The organism is Burkholderia sp. AU45274 (assembly GCF_030482505.1).
Lineage (GTDB): Bacteria > Pseudomonadota > Gammaproteobacteria > Burkholderiales > Burkholderiaceae > Burkholderia.
Genome location: NZ_JAUJQE010000018.1, coordinates 40,475 through 59,603 on the forward strand (window position 1 = coordinate 40,475; position 19,129 = coordinate 59,603).

At 64.7% G+C, this 19,129-nt stretch carries 19 protein-coding genes; 6 read left to right on the top strand and 13 right to left on the bottom strand.

Going from position 1 to position 19,129, the window contains the following annotated elements:
- The first annotated feature begins 77 nt into the window (after window positions 1-77).
- Entirely contained in the window at window positions 78-1,016 is a 939-nt protein-coding gene (locus QZM35_RS35480) for a carbohydrate kinase family protein (RefSeq protein WP_069247079.1), read from the top strand.
- 19 nt (window positions 1,017-1,035) lie between these two features.
- On the top strand, window positions 1,036-1,509 hold the full coding sequence (locus QZM35_RS35485) for a glycine zipper 2TM domain-containing protein (RefSeq protein WP_021161893.1): 474 nt from the start codon (window positions 1,036-1,038) through the stop codon (window positions 1,507-1,509).
- Window positions 1,510-1,748: 239 nt separating this feature from the next.
- Here the strand turns inward: QZM35_RS35485 and QZM35_RS35490 are convergent, their stop codons facing one another.
- The 7 genes from QZM35_RS35490 to QZM35_RS35520 form a co-directional block, all read right to left on the bottom strand.
- A complete protein-coding gene (locus tag QZM35_RS35490; RefSeq protein WP_089424445.1) occupies window positions 1,749-2,441 on the bottom strand; it encodes a histone H1-like DNA-binding protein in 693 nt (230 codons plus the stop codon).
- A 28-nt stretch (window positions 2,442-2,469) separates the two neighbouring features.
- Window positions 2,470-2,796 (bottom strand): hypothetical protein, encoded by a 327-nt coding sequence (locus tag QZM35_RS35495; RefSeq protein ID WP_076841698.1) that lies wholly within the window; start codon window positions 2,794-2,796, stop codon window positions 2,470-2,472.
- Window positions 2,797-2,878: 82 nt separating this feature from the next.
- Window positions 2,879-4,090, bottom strand: a complete 1,212-nt coding sequence (locus QZM35_RS35500) for a ribonucleotide-diphosphate reductase subunit beta (protein ID WP_039353057.1) — start codon at window positions 4,088-4,090, stop codon at window positions 2,879-2,881.
- A gap of 365 nt (window positions 4,091-4,455) precedes the next feature.
- On the bottom strand, window positions 4,456-7,449 hold the full coding sequence (locus tag QZM35_RS35505) for a ribonucleoside-diphosphate reductase subunit alpha (RefSeq protein ID WP_089424443.1): 2,994 nt from the start codon (window positions 7,447-7,449) through the stop codon (window positions 4,456-4,458).
- A gap of 462 nt (window positions 7,450-7,911) precedes the next feature.
- Window positions 7,912-8,502, bottom strand: coding sequence for a 1,6-anhydro-N-acetylmuramyl-L-alanine amidase AmpD (ampD, locus tag QZM35_RS35510; protein ID WP_301777657.1), 591 nt, complete (start codon window positions 8,500-8,502; stop codon window positions 7,912-7,914).
- Window positions 8,499-8,822: a PP0621 family protein gene (locus QZM35_RS35515; RefSeq protein WP_301777658.1), complete on the bottom strand. Its 324-nt coding sequence runs from the start codon at window positions 8,820-8,822 to the stop codon at window positions 8,499-8,501. The genes ampD and QZM35_RS35515 overlap by 4 nt, the downstream gene beginning before the upstream one ends.
- Window positions 8,823-8,835: 13 nt before the next feature.
- Entirely contained in the window at window positions 8,836-9,729 is an 894-nt protein-coding gene (locus tag QZM35_RS35520) for an inner membrane protein YpjD (RefSeq protein ID WP_085042265.1), read from the bottom strand.
- Window positions 9,730-9,818: 89 nt separating this feature from the next.
- On the opposite strand from QZM35_RS35520, the gene ffh reads away from it, so the two are divergent.
- Together ffh and QZM35_RS35530 are read left to right on the top strand one after the other, a co-directional pair.
- The gene (gene ffh / locus QZM35_RS35525) at window positions 9,819-11,186 is read left to right on the top strand and encodes a signal recognition particle protein (RefSeq protein ID WP_089424440.1); all 1,368 of its coding nucleotides are present in this window, start codon (window positions 9,819-9,821) and stop codon (window positions 11,184-11,186) included.
- A 94-nt stretch (window positions 11,187-11,280) separates the two neighbouring features.
- Entirely contained in the window at window positions 11,281-11,832 is a 552-nt protein-coding gene (locus QZM35_RS35530) for a hypoxanthine-guanine phosphoribosyltransferase (protein WP_089424439.1), read from the top strand.
- 92 nt (window positions 11,833-11,924) lie between these two features.
- On the opposite strand, the gene QZM35_RS35535 is transcribed toward QZM35_RS35530, so the two are convergent.
- Together QZM35_RS35535 and QZM35_RS35540 are read right to left on the bottom strand one after the other, a co-directional pair.
- Window positions 11,925-12,527 (bottom strand): MarC family protein, encoded by a 603-nt coding sequence (locus tag QZM35_RS35535; RefSeq protein WP_011350864.1) that lies wholly within the window; start codon window positions 12,525-12,527, stop codon window positions 11,925-11,927.
- Window positions 12,528-12,548: 21 nt separating this feature from the next.
- On the bottom strand, window positions 12,549-14,285 hold the full coding sequence (locus QZM35_RS35540) for a proline--tRNA ligase (RefSeq protein ID WP_089430576.1): 1,737 nt from the start codon (window positions 14,283-14,285) through the stop codon (window positions 12,549-12,551).
- A gap of 218 nt (window positions 14,286-14,503) precedes the next feature.
- Here QZM35_RS35540 and QZM35_RS35545 point away from each other — a divergent pair, with 218 nt between their 5' ends.
- A complete protein-coding gene (locus QZM35_RS35545; RefSeq protein ID WP_039353086.1) occupies window positions 14,504-15,151 on the top strand; it encodes an RNA pyrophosphohydrolase in 648 nt (215 codons plus the stop codon).
- A gap of 13 nt (window positions 15,152-15,164) precedes the next feature.
- The gene (locus QZM35_RS35550) at window positions 15,165-15,773 is read left to right on the top strand and encodes a CNP1-like family protein (protein ID WP_089424437.1); all 609 of its coding nucleotides are present in this window, start codon (window positions 15,165-15,167) and stop codon (window positions 15,771-15,773) included.
- A 95-nt stretch (window positions 15,774-15,868) separates the two neighbouring features.
- Here QZM35_RS35550 and proB read toward each other — a convergent pair whose 3' ends face one another.
- From proB to rplU, 4 genes are all read right to left on the bottom strand, one after another.
- Window positions 15,869-16,987 carry a glutamate 5-kinase gene (gene proB, locus QZM35_RS35555; RefSeq protein WP_039353092.1) on the bottom strand — a complete coding sequence of 373 codons (1,119 nt, stop codon included), beginning with the start codon at window positions 16,985-16,987 and terminating at the stop codon, window positions 15,869-15,871.
- Window positions 16,988-17,077: 90 nt separating this feature from the next.
- Window positions 17,078-18,190: a GTPase ObgE gene (gene obgE, locus QZM35_RS35560; protein ID WP_089424436.1), complete on the bottom strand. Its 1,113-nt coding sequence runs from the start codon at window positions 18,188-18,190 to the stop codon at window positions 17,078-17,080.
- 188 nt (window positions 18,191-18,378) lie between these two features.
- Window positions 18,379-18,642 carry a 50S ribosomal protein L27 gene (rpmA, locus tag QZM35_RS35565; RefSeq protein ID WP_006476999.1) on the bottom strand — a complete coding sequence of 88 codons (264 nt, stop codon included), beginning with the start codon at window positions 18,640-18,642 and terminating at the stop codon, window positions 18,379-18,381.
- A gap of 24 nt (window positions 18,643-18,666) precedes the next feature.
- Entirely contained in the window at window positions 18,667-18,978 is a 312-nt protein-coding gene (rplU, locus tag QZM35_RS35570) for a 50S ribosomal protein L21 (RefSeq protein WP_006025184.1), read from the bottom strand.
- Window positions 18,979-19,129 lie beyond the last annotated feature (151 nt).

Genomic DNA, 19,129 nt, shown 5'->3' on the forward strand with positions numbered 1-19,129 from the left:
TCGCTTTCCCCTGCCGCGCCGCGCCTTTCGCGCGGCGTTGTCGCGCAGGGTCCCTCATTTCTACAGGAACGCACACCTTGGCTACGTTGATTTGCGGTTCGATCGCCTACGATTCCATCATGACCTTCGAAGGGCGGTTCCGCGAGCACATCCTGCCCGACCAGGTGCACCTCATCAACCTGAGCTTCCTGGTGCCGACGATGCGCCGCGAATTCGGCGGCTGCGCGGGCAACATCGCGTACGCGCTGCACCTGCTCGGCGGCGATGCGCGCATCATGGGGACGATCGGCGCACTCGACGCGCAGCCGTATCTCGACCGGCTCGACCAGCTCGGCCTGCGCCGCGACCACGTTCGCGTGCTGCCCGACACGTATACCGCGCAGGCGATGATCACGACCGATCTCGACAACAACCAGATCACGGCGTTCCACCCGGGCGCGATGATGCAGTCGCACCTGAACCATGCGGGCGACGCGCCGGGCATCAAGCTCGCGATCGTCGGCCCCGACGGCTTCGACGGGATGGTGCAGCACGTGGAAGAGCTCGCCAAGGCCGGCGTGCCGTTCGTGTTCGATCCTGGCCAGGGCCTGCCGCTGTTCGACGGTGCGACGCTGCGCCGCAGCATTGAACTTGCGACCTATGTAGCGGTCAACGACTACGAGGCCAAGCTGGTGAGCGACAAGACGGGATGGTCCGAAGATGAAATCGCCAGCCGGGTCGACGCCCTCGTCATCACGCGTGGCGAGCACGGCGCGACCATCCGCCACAAGCAGGGCACGGAGCAGATTCCTGTCGTGCCGGCCGAGCGGATCTCCGATCCGACCGGCTGCGGCGATGCCTTCCGGGGTGGCTTGCTGTACGGCATCGAGCATGGCCTCGACTGGGCAACCACGGGCCGCCTCGCGAGCCTGATGGGCTCGATCAAGATCGCCCACCAAGGGCCCCAGACTTACGTACTGACGCGCGCCGAAATCGACGCGCGCTTCGAGACTGCATTCGGTTACAGTCTCAAATGAATTTTGTGGGAGAGCAAAGATGTTGACGAAAAAGACCCTCACGCTCGCGGCCATGCTGACGGCCTCGCTGACGCTCACCGGCTGCTTCACCGCACCCGGTTCGGCGGATGTCTATAGCGTCGGCCAGGCGCAGCGCGAACAGACGGTCCGCATGGGCACGGTCGAAAGCGTCCGCGCGGTGCGCATCCAGTCCGACGGCGGCGGCAGCGCGATCGGCACGCTCGGCGGCGGCGCGCTCGGCGCGGTGGCAGGCAGCGCGATCGGCGGCGGCAAGGGGTCGATCCTGACCGCGATCGCCGGCGGCCTCGTCGGCGCGGTCGCGGGCAACGCGGTCGGCGAAAACCTCAGCACGGCGAACGGTGTCGAAATCACCGTGCGCCTCGACAACGGCGATCTGCGCTCGATCACGCAGGCTGCAAGCGGCGAAGCGTTCCGCGCCGGCGAACGCGTGCGACTGCTGTCGAGTGGCGGCGTCACGCGCGTCACGCACTAACAGGTACCTCAGCACGCGGCGCAAGCCGCGGTCGAACGCATGTGCGAAGCTGCACATGCGTTTTTTTTCGTCCGTACTCGCCGCCGTCGGCGTACGGGCGTTCGGTATGCGGGCACATCCATCGGCAAGGACGGACGAAAAAAATCCCGCCACCTGAGCCAGATGGCGGGACTGATTGAGTAGCGCTACTCAACCCACGGACACCACGTGAGTGTCCGGGTGGTGCAGGTCAGCCTCGATTACGGACGGCTGCCGGTCGGGAACGGCCATGCCGCTGCCGGGTTGAGCGCGGTCTTCACGCCCGATGCCGGCGCAACCGATGCGGTCGACGCGGTCGTTGCCGGCGCAGCCTTCTTCACGACGGCCTTCTTCGGAGCAGCAGCCTTCTTCGGAGCGGCAGCCTTCTTCGCCGGAGCCGCAGCCGGGGCAGCAGCGGCAGCCTTCTTCGCCGGAGCAGCGGCCTTCTTCGCAGGGGCAGCCTTCTTGGCAGGCGCAGCCTTCTTCGCGGCAGCCTTCTTCGCAGGCGCAGCCTTCTTCGCAGCAGCCTTCTTCGCCGGCGCGGCCTTCTTCGCAGCAGCCTTCTTAGCCGGTGCGGCCTTCTTCGCAGCAACCTTCTTCACTGCGACTTTCTTGGCGGCAACCTTCTTCGCTGCTGCCTTCTTCGCCGGTGCTGCCTTCTTCGCGGCAACCTTCTTCACTGCGACCTTCTTGGCGGCAACCTTCTTCGTTGCGACCTTCTTCGCAGCAACCTTCTTCACTGCTGCCTTCTTCGCCGGTGCTGCCTTCTTCGCGGCAACCTTCTTCACCGCGACCTTCTTCGCAGCAACCTTCTTCACTGCAACGGCCTTCTTCGCCGGAGCAGCAGCCTTCTTCGCAGCGACCTTCTTCACTGCGGCCTTCTTTGCAGCCGGTTTCTTCTTGGCAAGTGCCATGTTGTTCTCCTTCAGGTTCAGATGAGAGTCAGTTCAAACTACACCCTTCGTCAAAACCCGCTTCCCGCGGACGCTGTTCAGGACGTGCGCTTCGAAGCGGGCTATTCATCGGCGTACGCGGATACCACGCGCTTACGCTAATGAATACGGTATGGCGCGCGTGACCACCCGGCCTCGCGCGCCAAATCAAGTCGGTAGCCGGCGCACCTCGCGCCGCTACCCCTAATCGCTTGATCAAGCGGACCGCCACACGGCCGTCCGCTTTTTCCGGAGGGAAGTTTGCCCATCCCACTGAAGGGTTCGCAAAGTGCCTGTCGTGTCGTCGTGCCGTTAAGGCACCGGGCATGCTTTGCATCAGGCGTTCTTGCTCCTAAACCTTGAGCCGGGGCCGAGAGGCCGCCGGCTGTTCCATCATGTGACGGGTTCGCTGCTGCGGGTTATTCCCAGGACAGCGCGCCGCCCGTCTGATACTCGATCACACGCGTCTCGAAGAAGTTGCGTTCCTTCTTCAGGTCGATCATCTCGCTCATCCACGGGAACGGATTTTCCTCGTTCGGGTACAGCGGATCGAGGCCGATCTGCTGGCAACGACGGTTGCTGATGAAGCGCAGATAGCTCTTGAACATCGACGCGTTCAAACCCAGCACGCCGCGCGGCATCGTGTCCTCGGCGTAGCGGTATTCGAGTTCGACAGCCTGCTTGAACAGCTCGCGGATCTCGGCGCGGAATTCGGCGGTCCAGAGATGCGGATTCTCGAGCTTGATCTGGTTGATCAGGTCGATGCCGAAGTTGCAGTGCATCGACTCGTCGCGCAGGATGTACTGATATTGCTCTGCAGCACCCGTCATCTTGTTCTGGCGGCCGAGCGCGAGGATCTGCGTAAACCCGACATAGAAGAACAGGCCTTCCATGATGCAGGCGAACACGATCAGCGACTTCAGCAGCTTCTGATCCGCTTCGAGCGTGCCGGTCTTGAAGGCCGGATCCGTCAGCGTGTGGATGAACGGGATCAGGAATTCGTCCTTCGCGCGGATCGACGTGACCTCGTGGTACGCGTTGAAGATCTCGCCTTCGTCGAGACCGAGCGATTCGACAATGTATTGGTACGCGTGCGTGTGGATCGCCTCTTCGAACGCCTGGCGCAGCAGGAACTGCCGGCACTCGGGCGCCGTGATGTGGCGGTACGTGCCGAGCACGATGTTGTTCGCCGCGAGCGAATCGGCCGTCACGAAGAAGCCGAGGTTGCGCTTCACGATGCGGCGCTCGTCCTCGGTCAGACCGTTCGGGTCCTTCCACAGAGCGATGTCGCGGGACATGTTGATTTCCTGCGGCATCCAGTGGTTCGCGCAACCGGCCAGATACTTTTCCCACGCCCACTTGTACTTGAACGGCACCAGCTGATTGACGTCAGTCTGGCCGTTGATGATGCGCTTGTCGGCGACATTGACCCGCGCTTCCGAACCGCCGGCGGGAACAGCCGATGCTTGCGGGGGCACCGCAAGATCGCCTTCGAAAATGTCGCGGACCTGATGGGCGGCAGGCGTTGCAGCCTGCAGTCCGACAGCCGTTCCTGCGGAGGTGCGCATCGCGTTTTGCTGCGCTCCGCTCGCGGGAGTTACGGCAGTCTTCTCTTCATCCCAGTTGAGCATAAATTCTCACCATCAATTTAGAACGGTTTGTACCATCTTTTCCTGAGCGATAAAAGGGTTCGCTCACGAAAAATCCTTTTTTCGATTCGCGTTGCGACCTCGATACAACACTTTGAGCAACGCATCGTCGTTCATGCAGCGCGCGATGTGCGTCGCGCGTGTATCGCGAGGTGCGCTCGACGCATCGAACGCTGATCGAAACGCGACGTCGTCGGGGATGTTTCGATCGCTTGTCACTGCCTGCAACGCAGGTGCCGCGTTACAGATTCCTTATCATTTTTTTAGTTGAGAGCGGCGCACACTTCAACCTCGATCGGTCGTCGTGTGCGCCGCGCTGACCTGCTTCTCAGGTCAGGCGCACTGCGTTACTGGCACGCTTCGCATTCGTCGAAGCCAGGATCGCCCGGACGCATCGTGCACACCGGACCATCTGCCTCGACCGGTGCGAGTGCCGGTGCCGCGTTGACCGCGCCCGACGACGCATCGCCGCCTGCCGCACCGAAGCCGCCAGCCGCGCCTTGCGCGCCGCCGCTGCTCGAACCGCCGCCCGTCGGCACGGCGTTCAGCGCGCCGTGTGCGACCGTCGACTTCTCGACGTGCGTCGCCGCCATCGTGCGGAGGTAGTAGGTCGTCTTCAGGCCACGCAGCCATGCGAGCTTGTAGACCTCGTCGAGCTTCTTGCCCGACGCGCCGCCCATGTAGATGTTCAGCGACTGCGCCTGGTCGATCCACTTCTGGCGACGCGATGCCGCTTCGACCAGCCACGTCGGGTCGACTTCGAAGGCGGTCGCGTAGATCGCGCGGAGGTCGGCCGGGATGCGGTCGATGCGCGACAGCATGCCGTCGAAGTACTTCAGGTCGGCGACCATCACTTCGTCCCACAGGCCGCGTTCCTTCAGGTCGCGCACCAGGTACTCGTTCACCACCGTGAATTCGCCCGACAGGTTCGACTTCACGTACAGGTTCTGGAAGGTCGGCTCGATACAGGCCGACACGCCGATGATGTTCGAGATCGTCGCCGTCGGCGCGATCGCGACGCAGTTCGAGTTGCGCATGCCGTGCGAGGCGATCCGCGAACGCAGCGACGTCCAGTCGAGCGATTCGGAGGTATCGACTTCGACGTAGCCGCCGCGTGCTTCCGTCAGCAGCTTCAGCGTGTCCTGCGGGAGGATGCCGCGATCCCACAGCGAGCCGCGATAGCTCGAGTAGCGGCCGCGCTCTTCGGCCAGCTCGGTCGACGCGTAGTACGCGTAGTAGCAGACCGCTTCCATCGAACGATCGGCGAACTCGACCGCCGCTTCCGACGCGTACGGCGTGCGCAGCAGGTGCAGGCAGTCCTGGAAGCCCATGATGCCCATGCCGACCGGACGGTGCTTCAGGTTCGAGTTACGCGCCTTCGGCACCGCGTAGTAGTTGATGTCGATCACGTTGTCGAGCATGCGCATCGCGACGCTGATCGTGCGCTTCAGCTTGTCGTGGTCGAGCGCGTAGCTGCCGTCGGCCTGCTTCACCAGGTGGGCGACGAGGTTCACCGAGCCGAGGTTGCACACCGCGATTTCGGTGTCGCTCGTGTTCAGCGTGATTTCCGTGCACAGGTTCGACGAGTGGACGACGCCGACGTGCTGCTGCGGCGAGCGCACGTTGCACGGATCCTTGAACGTGATCCACGGGTGGCCCGTCTCGAACAGCATGCCGAGCATCTTGCGCCAGAGTTGCTGCGCCGGGATCTTCTTGAACAGCTTGATCTCGCCGCGCGCGACCTTGTCTTCGTAAGCCGTGTAAGCCTTCTCGAATTCCGCGCCGAACTTGTCGTGCAGGTCCGGGCAGGTCGACGGCGAGAACAGCGTCCAGTCCGCACCTTCCATCACGCGCTTCATGAACAGGTCGGGAATCCAGTTCGCCGTGTTCATGTCGTGCGTCCGGCGGCGATCGTCGCCCGTGTTCTTGCGCAGCTCGAGGAACTCCTCGATGTCGAGGTGCCACGATTCGAGGTACGCGCAGACCGCGCCCTTGCGCTTGCCGCCCTGGTTGACCGCGACGGCCGTGTCGTTGACGACCTTCAGGAACGGGACCACGCCTTGCGACTTGCCGTTCGTGCCCTTGATATGCGAGCCGAGTGCGCGCACGCGCGTCCAGTCGTTGCCCAGGCCGCCGGCGAACTTCGACAGCAGCGCGTTTTCCTTCAGCGCTTCATAGATGCCGTCGAGATCGTCCGCGACGGTCGTCAGGTAGCACGACGACAGCTGCGAGCGGTGCGTGCCCGAGTTGAACAGCGTCGGCGTCGAGCTCATGAAGTCGAAGCTGGACAGCACGTTGTAGAACTCGATCGCGCGCGTTTCGCGGTCGATCTCGTTCAGCGACAGGCCCATCGCGACGCGCATGAAGAATGCCTGCGGCATTTCGATGCGGGTGCCTTCGACGTGCAGGAAGTAGCGGTCGTACAGCGTCTGCAGGCCGAGGTAGCCGAACTGCAGGTCGCGGTTCGCGTCGAGTGCTTCGCCGAGGCGCTTCAGGTCGAACTGCAGCAGCTTGTCGTCGAGCAGGCCGGCGTCGACGCCGCGCTTCAGGAACTGCGGGAAGTATTCCGCGTAACGGGTCGACATCTCGGCCTGCACCACTTCCTCACCGAGGATCTCGCGGCGGATCGTGTGCAGCAGGATGCGCGACGTAACCTGGCTGTATGCCGGATCCTTCTCGATCATCGTGCGCGCAGCCAGGATCGCCGAGTCGTAGACCTGGCTCATCGGCACACCGTCGTACAGGTTCTTCACCGTCTCGGCGACGATCGGGTCAGGGTTAACCGCAGCGCCGAGGCCGTCGCATGCCGACACGATCAGCGCGCGCAGCGCGTTCAGGTCGAGCGGGCGCGTGACGCCGTTGTCGACGACGTTGATGCCGGTGCTCGCCTCGCCGCCGGCGGCCGCTGCTTCCTCGCCCGCATGCTGGCGCTCGAGGTGACGCTTCTCGCGATACAGCACGTACGCACGCGCGACGTTGTGCTCGCCGCCGCGCATCAGCGCGAGTTCGACCTGGTCCTGGATGTCTTCGATATGGAACGTACCGCCGTTCGGGCGGCTGCGCACGAGCGCGCGCACGACGTTGTGCGTCAGTTGCTCGACCTGCTCGCGTACGCGCGCCGATGCCGCACCCTGCCCGCCATTGACGGCCAGGAAAGCCTTGGTCACCGCAATCGCGATCTTCGAAGGTTCGAACGAGACGACGCTGCCGTTGCGGCGGATCACCTTGTAGTCGGCGAACGTGGCCTGCGGCGCGAGCGCCTTCGCGCCCTGTTCGGTCCCGCCGAGCGGACGGCTCGAGGCGCTCTCGTACTGGGACGTCGCGTTGTCGGTGGTTTGCATGTGCAAAGCTCCTGGTGTTGGATGGTGCGGAGAGAACCGCGGATTAAAACGAACGCTGCGCAACGCGGTGCGCGAGCGGTAAGAGGCGAGCGATGCGCCGGGGAAGCCGGTTCGGTCGATGCGCGACAACCGATCCGGTCGTGTGCTTCGTCATGTGTACCCTGCCCCGTCGATGTTCGCTGCGCTGATCGCGACGCCCGGACCGCCCGGCCTGACGCGCCGCCCTGAGAACCCTGTCCGCCGGCGTTGCCCGCCGGCCGGTGCCGCTCGGGTTTCCCCTGCGACACACACTATATCTAGTGCAGAACTGCTCAACCGGCACCAAGTATAGTGGACATTCGGAGGACGTCAAAATGGATAATTTGCGATGGAGGTATTGACATCACCCCCACCCCGCGCAGGCTCAGACGCGACAAGGCATTGGTCGGAAAAAAAAATTTCGCGCCCTCAAAAACCCTGCGATCAGTGCTGACGGAAAGGAAAGTATTCGGCGGAAAAACCGGCATCGCTCGCAAAGCGTTGCCAATCGAAATGTGGGCCCGGGTCGGTCTTGCGGCCCGGCGCGACGTCCGAGTGCCCCGCGAATGCGTCGACCGGGTAGCGTGCCGCGAGCGCGCGGGAGAGCGCGGCGAGCATCGCATACTGCGCGTCGTCGAACGGCACGTCGTCCGCGCCCTCGAGCTCGACGCCGATCGAGAAGTCATTGCAGCGCGCCCGGCCGAAGAACTCGGACGAGCCCGCATGCCACGCACGCTCGTCGCACGACACGAACTGCACGAGTTCGCCGTTGCGGCGGATCAGGAAGTGCGCGGACACGCGCACGTCGCGCAGGTGGCTCTGGTAATAGGGGTGCGCATCGCAGTCGAGACGATTCAGGAACAGCGCCTCGATCGCGTCACCGCCGAATTCGCCGGGCGGCAGGCTGATGTTGTGGACGACCACGAGCGTCGGCACCGCGCCCGCGGGCCGCACCTCGAAGTTCGGCGACGGCGCATGGCGCGCTTCGCGCACCCAGCCGTGCGCGTCGACCGACAGCAACCGCGCGTCGCTCATCGTGCGTCGCGACCGCTCGACCGCGCGGCGTGGCGCTGCGCGTGCTCGGCGCTGCAGAAGTATTCACCGCCCGCGGCGACGGCGTCGCCCTTCGGCGCATGCACGCCGCATTCGGCGCAGCGCACCATCGGCTCGGGCAGCGCCCGCGCATCGCCGTTCGGGCGCCCCGAACCCGCGCCGCCGGCGCCGGCGCCGGGCATGCCGTCGTAACCGGCGCCGCGGCCGGTGCGCGCCTGCGCGTGCTCCTGGGCCTGGCGCAGCTTGCGCGCGATCCACGAACCCGCGAAGAAGAGAAGAATCAGGAGAAGAATCTGTCGCATCGGAAACCTGCGTTCAAACCACGGAACGGTGCAGCAGCACCTCGAAAACGAACCGGCTGCCGACATACGCGAGCAGCAGCGCGGCGAACGACACGAGCACCCAGCGCGCGGCACCACGGCCACGCCAGCCCGACGTCTTGCGGGCGACCAGCAGGCCGCCGAACATCAGCCACGACAGGATCGCGAATACCGTCTTGTGGTCGAGCCGCAGCGCGCGCGCGTCGACCTGCTCGCTGAACAGGATGCCCGACGCGAGCGTCAGCGTGAGCAGCACGAAGCCGGCGCCGATCAGGCGGAACAGCAGCTTCTCGAGCGTGAGCAGCGGCGGCAGCGTCTCGAGCCAGCTCGCGATCCAGCCCGTCGAGCCGTCGCGCCCGCCGCTCCGCAGCGACTGCAGGCGCCGCTCGACCATCAGCATCAGGATCGCGTGCAGCGCCGCGATCGCGAACAGGCCGTATGCGATGTTCGCGATCAGGAAATGCAGCTTGAACAACGGCGCTGCGGCATAAGGAAGCACCCGCACGCCACCGAACACGAGCGGCAGCAGCGACGCGCCACACGCGAGCGGCAGTACCAGCAGGCGCAGGCTGTCGAGCGGGAAGAAGAAGCTCTCGATCCAGTAGATGCCGGCGCCGAGCCAGAACATCGCGGACAGCGCGAACGCGAAGCCGAACACCATTGCGTCGTTCGGAAAGATCGTCATGTGGAGCAGCACGCCGTGCGCGACCAGCGCGGCGAACAGCAGCGCGCGGCCGGCCCCGCTCATCCCGGACGCAGCGGACGCGGGAACCGGCACGGCCGGCACGCTCGCGACGAGCGGCGTCGCGCCCTGGCGGTGCGTGCGCCAGCCTGCGACGGCGAGGCCGCCGTACAGGAATGCGGTGAGGGCATACAGTACAATATCCATGTTCGAAGTTTACACTAGGCCCCCTTCCCGCGACGGCTCCCTTTGTTCGGTTCCGCCGCGCCTTCGGGCCCCACTGTCCATCGCTCCCCATGCTCGACAATCTCACTCAACGGATGGCGCGCGTCGTCAAGACGCTGCGCGGCGAGGCCCGGCTTACCGAGGCGAACACGCAGGAGATGCTCCGCGAGGTGCGTCTCGCCCTGCTGGAGGCCGACGTTTCGCTGCCGGTCGTCCGCGAATTCATCGCCAAGGTCAAGGAAAAGGCGCTCGGCGAAGAAGTGATCAGCAGCCTGTCGCCGGGTCAGGCGCTGGTCGGCGTGGTCCAGAAGGAACTGACCGCCGTGATCGGCGGCGACTACGAAGGCAAGGCCGCCGAGCTGAACCTCGCGGTCACGCCGCCCGCCGTGATCCTGATGGCCGGCCTGCAAGGCGCGGGCAAGACCACGACCGCCGGCAAGCTCGCGAAGCTGCTGCGCGAGAAGTACAAGAAGAAGGTGCTGACCGTGTCGTGCGACGTGTATCGCCCGGCCGCAATCATGCAGCTGAAAACGGTGAGCGAACAGGTCGGCGCCGACTTCTTCCCGTCCACGCCGGACCAGAAGCCCGTCGACATCGCGATTGCGGCCGTCGATTGGGCAAAGCGCCACTACCATGACGTGCTGATCGTCGACACGGCCGGCCGCCTCGGCATCGACGAGGCGATGATGCAGGAAATCGCCGCGCTGCACGGCACGCTGAAGCCGGCCGAAACACTGTTCGTCGTCGACGCGATGCTCGGCCAGGACGCGGTCAACACCGCGAAGGCGTTCAACGACACGCTGCCGCTCACCGGCGTCGTGCTGACCAAGCTCGACGGCGACTCGCGCGGCGGCGCCGCGCTGTCGGTGCGTCACGTCACGGGCAAGCCGATCAAGTTCGTCGGTGTCGCGGAGAAGCTCGACGGCCTCGAGGTGTTCCACCCCGACCGGATGGCGAACCGGATCCTCGGCATGGGCGACATCCTCGCGCTCGTCGAGGAGGCGCAGCGCGGCGTCGACGTGCAGGCCGCGCAGAAGCTCGCCGACAAGGTCAAGAAAGGCGGCGACTTCGACCTGAACGATTTCCGCGCGCAGATCTCGCAGATGAAGAACATGGGCGGCCTGTCGTCGCTGATGGATAAACTCCCTGCGCAGTTCCAGCAGGCGGCCGCCGGCGCCGACATGGGCCAGGCCGAGAAGTCGATCCGCCGGATGGAAGGCATCATCAGCTCGATGACGCCGGCCGAGCGCGCGAAACCCGAGATCATCAAGGCGACGCGCAAGCGCCGCATTGCTGCCGGCGCGGGCGTGCCGGTGCAGGAAGTCAACCGGATGCTGAACCAGTACGACCAGATGCGTACGATGATGAAGAAGCTGAAGGGCGGCAACATGCAGAAGATGATGCGCGGCCTGAAGGGCATGATGCCCGGCATGCGCTGATTCCGCCCATCGGCCGGCGCGCGGGTTTTTGCTGTAGCGCGCGGCGGCCGTTCTGCTTCATTCTTATTTGTATACCGACTGCCCGCCAGAACACATGAACCGCGAAGAAGCCCTCCACATTTTCAACCACTCCGAAGAGATCGTCTCGGCGGACGCCGTCAACGCGTCGATCTCCAAGATGGCCGACGCGATCCGCGCCGAGATCGGCGACGCGTTCCCGCTCGTTCTCTCGGTGATGGGCGGCGCCGCGGTGTTTACCGGGATGCTGCTGCCGCATCTCGATTTCCCGCTGGAATTCGACTACATCCACCTGACCCGCTACCGCAACACGACGCAGGGCAGCCCGGAAATGCACTGGCGCGTCGCGCCGCGCGAATCGGTGAAAGACCGGATCGTGCTCGTGCTCGATGACATCCTCGACGAAGGCGAGACGATGGCCGCGATCCGCGACCGCATTCTCGACATGGGCGCCAAGCGCTTCATGTCGGCCGTGCTGTGCGAGAAGACGCTCGCGAAGGCGAAGCCGCTGCACCCCGACTTCTGCGGCTTCGCGGTACCGGACCGCTACGTGTTCGGCTGCGGGATGGATGCGAAGGGCTACTGGCGCAACCTGCCGACGATCCGTGCGCTGACCACGAACGTCTGAGCGCCCCGCTCCGCACTATATAAATAGAAAGCGGCGCTCCGGTTTCCCGGCGCGCCGCTTTTTTTGGCGTCTTGGGTGTGCCCCGCCCCGCCCTACAGCTGGTGCACGAACGCGCGGACGCCGCCCAGCATCATCTCGACCGAAATCGCGACGAGCACGAGGCCCATCAGGCGCTCGAACGCCGCGACGGTCCGCTCGCCGATCCATTGCTGGATCCGCTCGGCCAGCACCAGCGTCACCGCGCAGACGATCATCGTGACCGTCAGCGCGCCGACCCACTCGAGCATCTTGCCGGGTCCCTGCGACGTCAGCAGCATCACCGTCGCGAGCGCGGACGGCCCGGCGAGCGCCGGAATCGCGAGCGGCACGATGAACGGCTCGCCGCCCGCACGCGGATCGTTGCCGAGCGCGCCGTCCGGATGCGGGAAGATCATCCGCAGCGCGATCAGGAACAGCACGATCCCGCCGCCGAGCCGCAGCGACAGGTCGGTGAGGCTCATCATCCGCAGGAAACGATCACCGACCAGCATGAAGAACAGCAGGATCACGAACGCGATCCCCACTTCACGCAGGATCAGCTTCACGCGCCGCTCGCGCGGCACATCCCGCATCGCCGAAATGAACAGCGGGATGTTGCCGAGCGGATCGGTGATCAGCACCAGGAGCACGGTGGCCGACAGGAAGGTGTATTCCACCGCGTTCCCCGGTCGGTGCGCTTAGCGCGCGAGCGCGGCGCGGATCTTCTCCGCGACCGTCGCCGCAGCCGTGTCGGCCGGCAGCAGCGTCGCTTCGGCGTCGCGGCGGCCCTGATACTCGATCTTGCCTTCCTTCAGGCCGCGCTCGCCAATCACGAGGCGATGCGGCACGCCGACCAGCTCCCAGTCGGCGAACATCACGCCCGGGCGCTCGCCGCGATCGTCGAGGATCACGTCGATGCCGGCTGCGACGAGTTCCGCGTACAGCTTGTCGGCGGTCTCGCGCACCATGTCGCTGCGGTCATAGCCCATCGGGCACAGCACGACTTCGAACGGTGCAATCGACTCGGGCCAGATGATGCCGCGGTCGTCGAAGTTCTGTTCGATCGCCGCGCCGAGAATGCGCGTGACGCCGACGCCGTAGCAGCCCATCAGCATCGGCTGCGGCTTGCCCGACTCGTCGAGGAACGTCGCACCCATCGCTTCCGAATACTTGGTGCCGAGCTGGAACACGTGGCCGACCTCGATGCCGCGGCAGATGTCGATCACACCCTTGCCGTCCGGCGACGGGTCGCCCTTCTTCACGTTACGCACGTCGGCGACGTCCGGCTCGGGCAGGTCGCGGCCCCAGTTCACGCCAGCGATGTGGTAGTCGACCTCGTTCGCGCCGACGACGAAGTCGCTCATGTTCGCGACCGTGCGGTCCGCGATCACCTTCACGGGTTTCTTCGTGCCGACCGGGCCGAGATAGCCCGGCGGCGTGCCGAACCACTCGACGATTTCCTGCTCGGTCGCGAAGCGGTGGTTCTTCAGGCCCGACAGCTTCGACACCTTGATCTCGTTCAGGTCGTGATCGCCGCGCAGCATCACGAGCCAGATGGTCGGCTCGGCGCCTTCGTTGTCGGTCGCGAGCACGATCGACTTGATCGTGCGCTCGAGCGGGATGGCCAGCAGCTCGGCGACGGCTTCGCACTTCGCCTTGCCGGGCGTCGCGACCTTCTCCATCGCTTCGGCCGGCGCCGCGCGTTCGGCGATCAGCGGCAACGCTTCGGCCGCCTCGATGTTCGCCGCGAACTCGGACGTCGGGCAGTACGCGATCGCGTCTTCACCGGTGTCGGCAATCACGTGGAATTCGTGCGAGAAGTTACCGCCGATCGAGCCGCTGTCGGCCGCGACCGCACGGAACTCGAGGCCGAGACGCGTGAAGATGCGCACGTACGCGTCGTACATCTTGCGATACGACTCGTTCAGGCCGGCCGCGTCCTTGTCGAACGAGTATGCGTCCTTCATGATGAATTCGCGGCCGCGCATCACGCCGAAGCGCGGACGGATCTCGTCGCGGAACTTCGTCTGGATCTGGTAGAAGTTCACCGGCATCTGCCGGTAGCTCTTGATCTGGTTGCGCGCGATGTCGGTGATGACTTCCTCGTGCGTCGGCCCGATCACGAAGTCGTTGTCCTTGCGGTCCTTGAAGCGCAGCAGCTCGGGACCGTACTGCTCCCAGCGGCCCGATTCCTGCCACAGTTCGGCGGGTTGCACGGCCGGCATCAGCAGCTCGATGGCGCCCGCCCGGTTCATTTCCTCGCGCACGATTGCCTCGACCTTGCGAATCGAACGCAAGCCGACCGGCAGGTAGTTATAGATGCCGCCGGCGACGCGACGGATCATGCCGGCGCGCACCATCAGCTTGTGGCTGACGATCTCTGCGTCGGCGGGTGCTTCTTTCAGGGTGCCGATAAAGAAACGGGAAGCTTTCATGCGGACGGTTCCAAAAACGGCGCCCCCAGGCGGGGCGCCCGAAAAAGTTTCAAGGTGAAAAAGCTGCGCGCGACGAACGGCGATGGCGCAGATGACGTAGCAGACTAATCAGGGACAATTCAGCCGGTGTGCCCCGCGCGGATTCGCTCCGTCACGGTGCGCAGCGCCCGTTATCTGTTTATAATCAAAGCAATTTTAAAGGATTCGAAGGTGGTTGTATGCTGGATCGTGAAGGCTTTCGCCCGAACGTCGGCATCATCCTCTTGAACGCGCGCAACGAGGTGTTTTGGGGCAAGCGGCTCCGCGAGCATTCCTGGCAGTTTCCTCAAGGTGGGATCAAGTACGGCGAGACCCCCATGCAGGCGATGTACCGGGAACTGCACGAGGAAACGGGCCTGCACCCGGAACACGTCAAGATAATCGGCCGCACACGCGACTGGTTGCGTTATGAGGTGCCTGACAAGTTCATTAAACGCGAAGTACGCGGTCATTACCGCGGCCAGAAGCAGATCTGGTTCCTGCTGCGGATGGTTGGACGCGATTGCGACATTTGCTTGCGCGCGACCGACCACCCGGAGTTCGATGCGTGGCGCTGGAACGAGTACTGGGTGCCGCTCGATGCGGTGATCGAGTTCAAGCGGGATGTCTATCAGTTGGCGCTGACGGAACTGTCGCGCTTCCTGCGCCGCCCGGCGCAGCGAGCCGAGAAGCCGCGTGGGCCGCGTCTGTCGCGCTATCCGCGCGTCATTGGCGTAGAGGCCCAGCAGACGCTGACGATTGTCGACACATCGGTAGTCTGTTCGGAGATCGAAGTGGAAGCGGGCACGCTCGACGAGATGCCGCCCCACGTGATCGTCGGCAAATGACGAATCGAACTGCATGACCGGGCGCGACCTTGGTGTCGCGCCCTTTTTTTACGAGGAATGCATATTGAAAGCGATTGCTCTCGCGCTCGCATCGATTGCCGCGGTGGCCACGCTGGCAGGTTGCGCGAATTCGAAGACGCCCACCAACAAGGATGACAGCGAGTTCGTGTATCTGCTGGACCGCCAGGGCACGTGGAAGGAAAACACGGTCGACTCGCTGCCGCCGCTGCCGCAGACGGGCGACCTGCTGCCGTTCAACGTATCGCAGAACACGCCGCTCAAGTTCTTCGTCGATGCGAAGTCGCTGGCGGTCGGCACCGATGGCGTCGTGCGCTACGCGGTCGTCATCACGAGCCCGGCCGGCGCGCGCAACGTGAACTACGAAGGCATCCGCTGCGACACCTACGAATGGCGCCAGTATGCCGGCCTGAATTCGGAACACGACGGCTGGGATCGCACCGTCGAAAACGACTGGCGGCGCATCGAGAACGGCGAACTGAATGCCTACCATTCGGCGCTCTATCAGGACTACTTCTGCGCGAACAAGATGCCGCAGGGCTCGACCCAGCAGATCCTGGAGAACATCCGGTTTCACCGCACCGCGATGAGCCAGTTGCGCTGACGGCGTGCGGCGCCCGCCGCGCCCCTGTTCGCCGCAAGAAAAAAGCCCGCATCACGCGGGCTTTTTCGTTTGGCGGCCGGAACCTGCTCGAATGGTCACACCAGCACCAGGTTGTCGCGATGGATCAATTCGGGCTCCAGCATGTAGCCGAGCACGGATTCGATCTCGCCGCTCGGCTTGCGGTGAATCAGTTTCGTCTCCGCACTGCTGTAGTTCGTGAGCCCACGCGCCACCTCGCGCCCGTCGGGGCCGACACACGCGATGACTTCACCGCGCGCGAACGCGCCCTGCACGTCGATCACGCCGATCGGCAGCAGGCTCTTGCCGCCGGCCGTCAGCTTCTCGACCGCGCCTGCGTCGATCACGACATGGCCGCGCACCTGAAGATGGTCGGCCATCCACTGCTTGCGCGCCGCCATCCGCGCGGTACGTGCGATCAGTTGCGTGCCGATCGCCTCACCGGCCGCCAGACGCACGAGCACGTCGGCCTCCCGGCCGCTCGCGATCACGGTGTTCGCGCCGCTGTGCGCCGCGCGCTTCGCCGCGAGGATCTTCGTCAGCATCCCGCCGCGGCCAAGGCTGGAGCCCGCGCCGCCGGCCATCGCCTCGAGTTCCGGCGCGCCTGCATTGGCTTCCGCAACGAGCGTCGCGTTCGGGTCCTTGCGCGGATCGGCCGTGAACAGCCCCGACTGGTCGGTCAGGATGATCAGCGCATCGCCTTCGATCAGGTTTGCAACGAGCGCGCCGAGCGTATCGTTGTCGCCGAACTTGATTTCGTCGGTGACGACCGTGTCGTTCTCGTTGATGATCGGCACGACGCCAAGCCGCAGCAGCGTCAGCATCGTCGAACGCGCATTCAGGTAACGCTCGCGATCCGCCAGGTCGGCATGCGTCAGCAGGATCTGCGCGGTGCGGATGTCGTGCTCGGTGAAGCGGCTTTCATAGACCTGCGCGAGCCCCATCTGGCCGACGGCGGCGGCAGCCTGCAACTCGTCGATTTCCCGCGGTCGCTTGCTCCAGCCGAGCCGCTGCATCCCTTCGGCAATCGCGCCCGAACTGACGAGCACGACTTCCTTGCCCTGCGCGCGCAGTGCGGCGATCTGGGCCGCCCAACGGCCGATTGCCGCATGATCGAGCCCCTTGCCGTCGTTGGTCACGAGGCTGGAGCCCACCTTCACCACCAATCGCTTCGAATCCGCGATGATCGAACGCATCCTGCACTGTCTCCTGTATCTGCTGCCTTTCCGACCGGGCGCAATTGAACGCCGGCGCCGGGCGGCACGCCCGGCGCGTTCCGGAATCGCTCAGGCGTCGTCGCCCGGCGCTGCATCGCCCTTGGCAGGCGGTGCGTCGCGGAAACGCACGTCTGCCGCGAGATCTTCCGCCTCCGCGGCGCGATGCGCGTCCGAATGTTCGGAGAGGTAGTCGTAGATCGCGTAGCACAGCGCTTCACAACCCTGACCGGTCAGTGCCGAGATCTCGAACACGGGGCCGTCCCACTCGAAGCGCTCGAGGAAATCCGCGACCCGTGCCTTGCGCTCGTCTTCCGGCACCATGTCGAGCTTGTTGAGCACGAGCCAGCGCGGCTTCTCGTAGAGCGCCTCATCGTACTTGCGCAGCTCGCCGACGATCGCCGTCGCTTCCGCCACCGGATCGACGCTTTCGTCGAACGGCGCGAGATCGACCAGATGCAGCAGCACGCCGGTGCGCTGCAGGTGGCGCAGGAACTGATGGCCGAGGCCCGCGCCTTCGGCGGCGCCCTCGATCAGCCCCGGGATGTCGGCGATCACGAAGCTCTTGCTCGGGCCGACGCGCACCACGCCGAGATTCGGCGCAAGCGTCGTGAACGGGTAGTCGGCAATCTTCGGCCGCGCGTTCGACACCGACGAGATGAACGTCGACTTGCCTGCGTTCGGCATGCCGAGCAGGCCGACATCGGCGAGCACCTTCAGCTCGAGCTTCAGCATGCGACGCTCGCCGGGCTTGCCGTCCGTCTTCTGGCGCGGCGCGCGGTTCGTGCTCGACTTGAAATGCAGGTTGCCGAGCCCGCCGGCGCCGCCCTGCGCAAGCATGACCTGCTGGTCGTGCTCGGTCAGGTCGGCGATCAGCTCGCCGGTATCCATGTCGCTGATGATCGTGCCGACCGGCATGCGCAGCGTGACATCGTCGCCGCCCTTGCCGTAGCAATCCGATCCACGCCCGTTTTCGCCGTTGCGCGCCAGGTGCTTCTTCGCGTAACGGTAGTCGATCAGCGTGTTGATGTTGCGGTCGGCGATCGCGTATACGCTACCGCCCCGGCCGCCGTCGCCGCCGTCCGGCCCGCCGAACGGGACGAATTTCTCGCGGCGCATCGACGCACTGCCATCGCCTCCGTCTCCGGCGATGACTTCGATTCGTGCTTCGTCAATGAACTTCATTCGTCACTCCGCCCAGTATTTCCGCTATTGTGCCGCGCGCCGGCGCGCTTGAACAATCTGCCGTTCGGCCGATCGTACGCCGGTTGCGCGATGGCCGCCCGAACGCACACGCGCCCGGCGGCCAAATAAAAAAAGGCCCCGCGAAGACTGCGGGGCCTTTCGGCTACGAAGCCCGTGGGTGCCTGAACTTAGGCAGCCGCCGGGACAACGATGACCAGATGCTTCTTGTCCGCGCCCTTCGTCGCGAACTTGACGTGACCGTCGACCAGCGCGAACAGGGTGTGATCCTTGCCCATGCCGACGTTCTCGCCTGCGTGCATGCGCGTACCGCGCTGACGCACGATGATGCCGCCGGCATTGATTGCCTGGCCGCCGTACACTTTCACGCCGAGACGTTTCGACTCGGAGTCGCGGCCGTTCCGGGAAGAGCCGCCTGCCTTTTTGTGTGCCATCTGATTGCTCCTTTACCGAGGCGCTTACGCGTTGATCGCGTCGATGCGCAGCTCAGTGTAGTTCTGGCGGTGGCCGCCGTGCTTTTGGTAGTGCTTCCGGCGACGCATCTTGAAGATGGTGACCTTGGCATGACGACCGTGCGACACAACGGTGGCCTTGACGGAAGCCCCACTGACCAGCGGCGTACCGAACTTAATCGATTCGCCTTCGCCCACTGCGAGAACCTGGTCGAGCGTGATTTCAGCGTCAATGTCAGCCGGTATCTGTTCTACTTTGAGTTTTTCGCCAACGGCAACCTTGTACTGCTTGCCGCCGGTTTTTATGACCGCGTACATTGAGAACCTCACTCTGGATCCAATTTTTCCGCACACCACGCGCGGAAAACACGTGATTATACATGGGGTTAGCACCCAAGTCAAAGCCGATTGACGATTGCCGCGCGCGGGCCTCTACCGGACGGCCAAAATCACGCCGCTGGTACGTCTG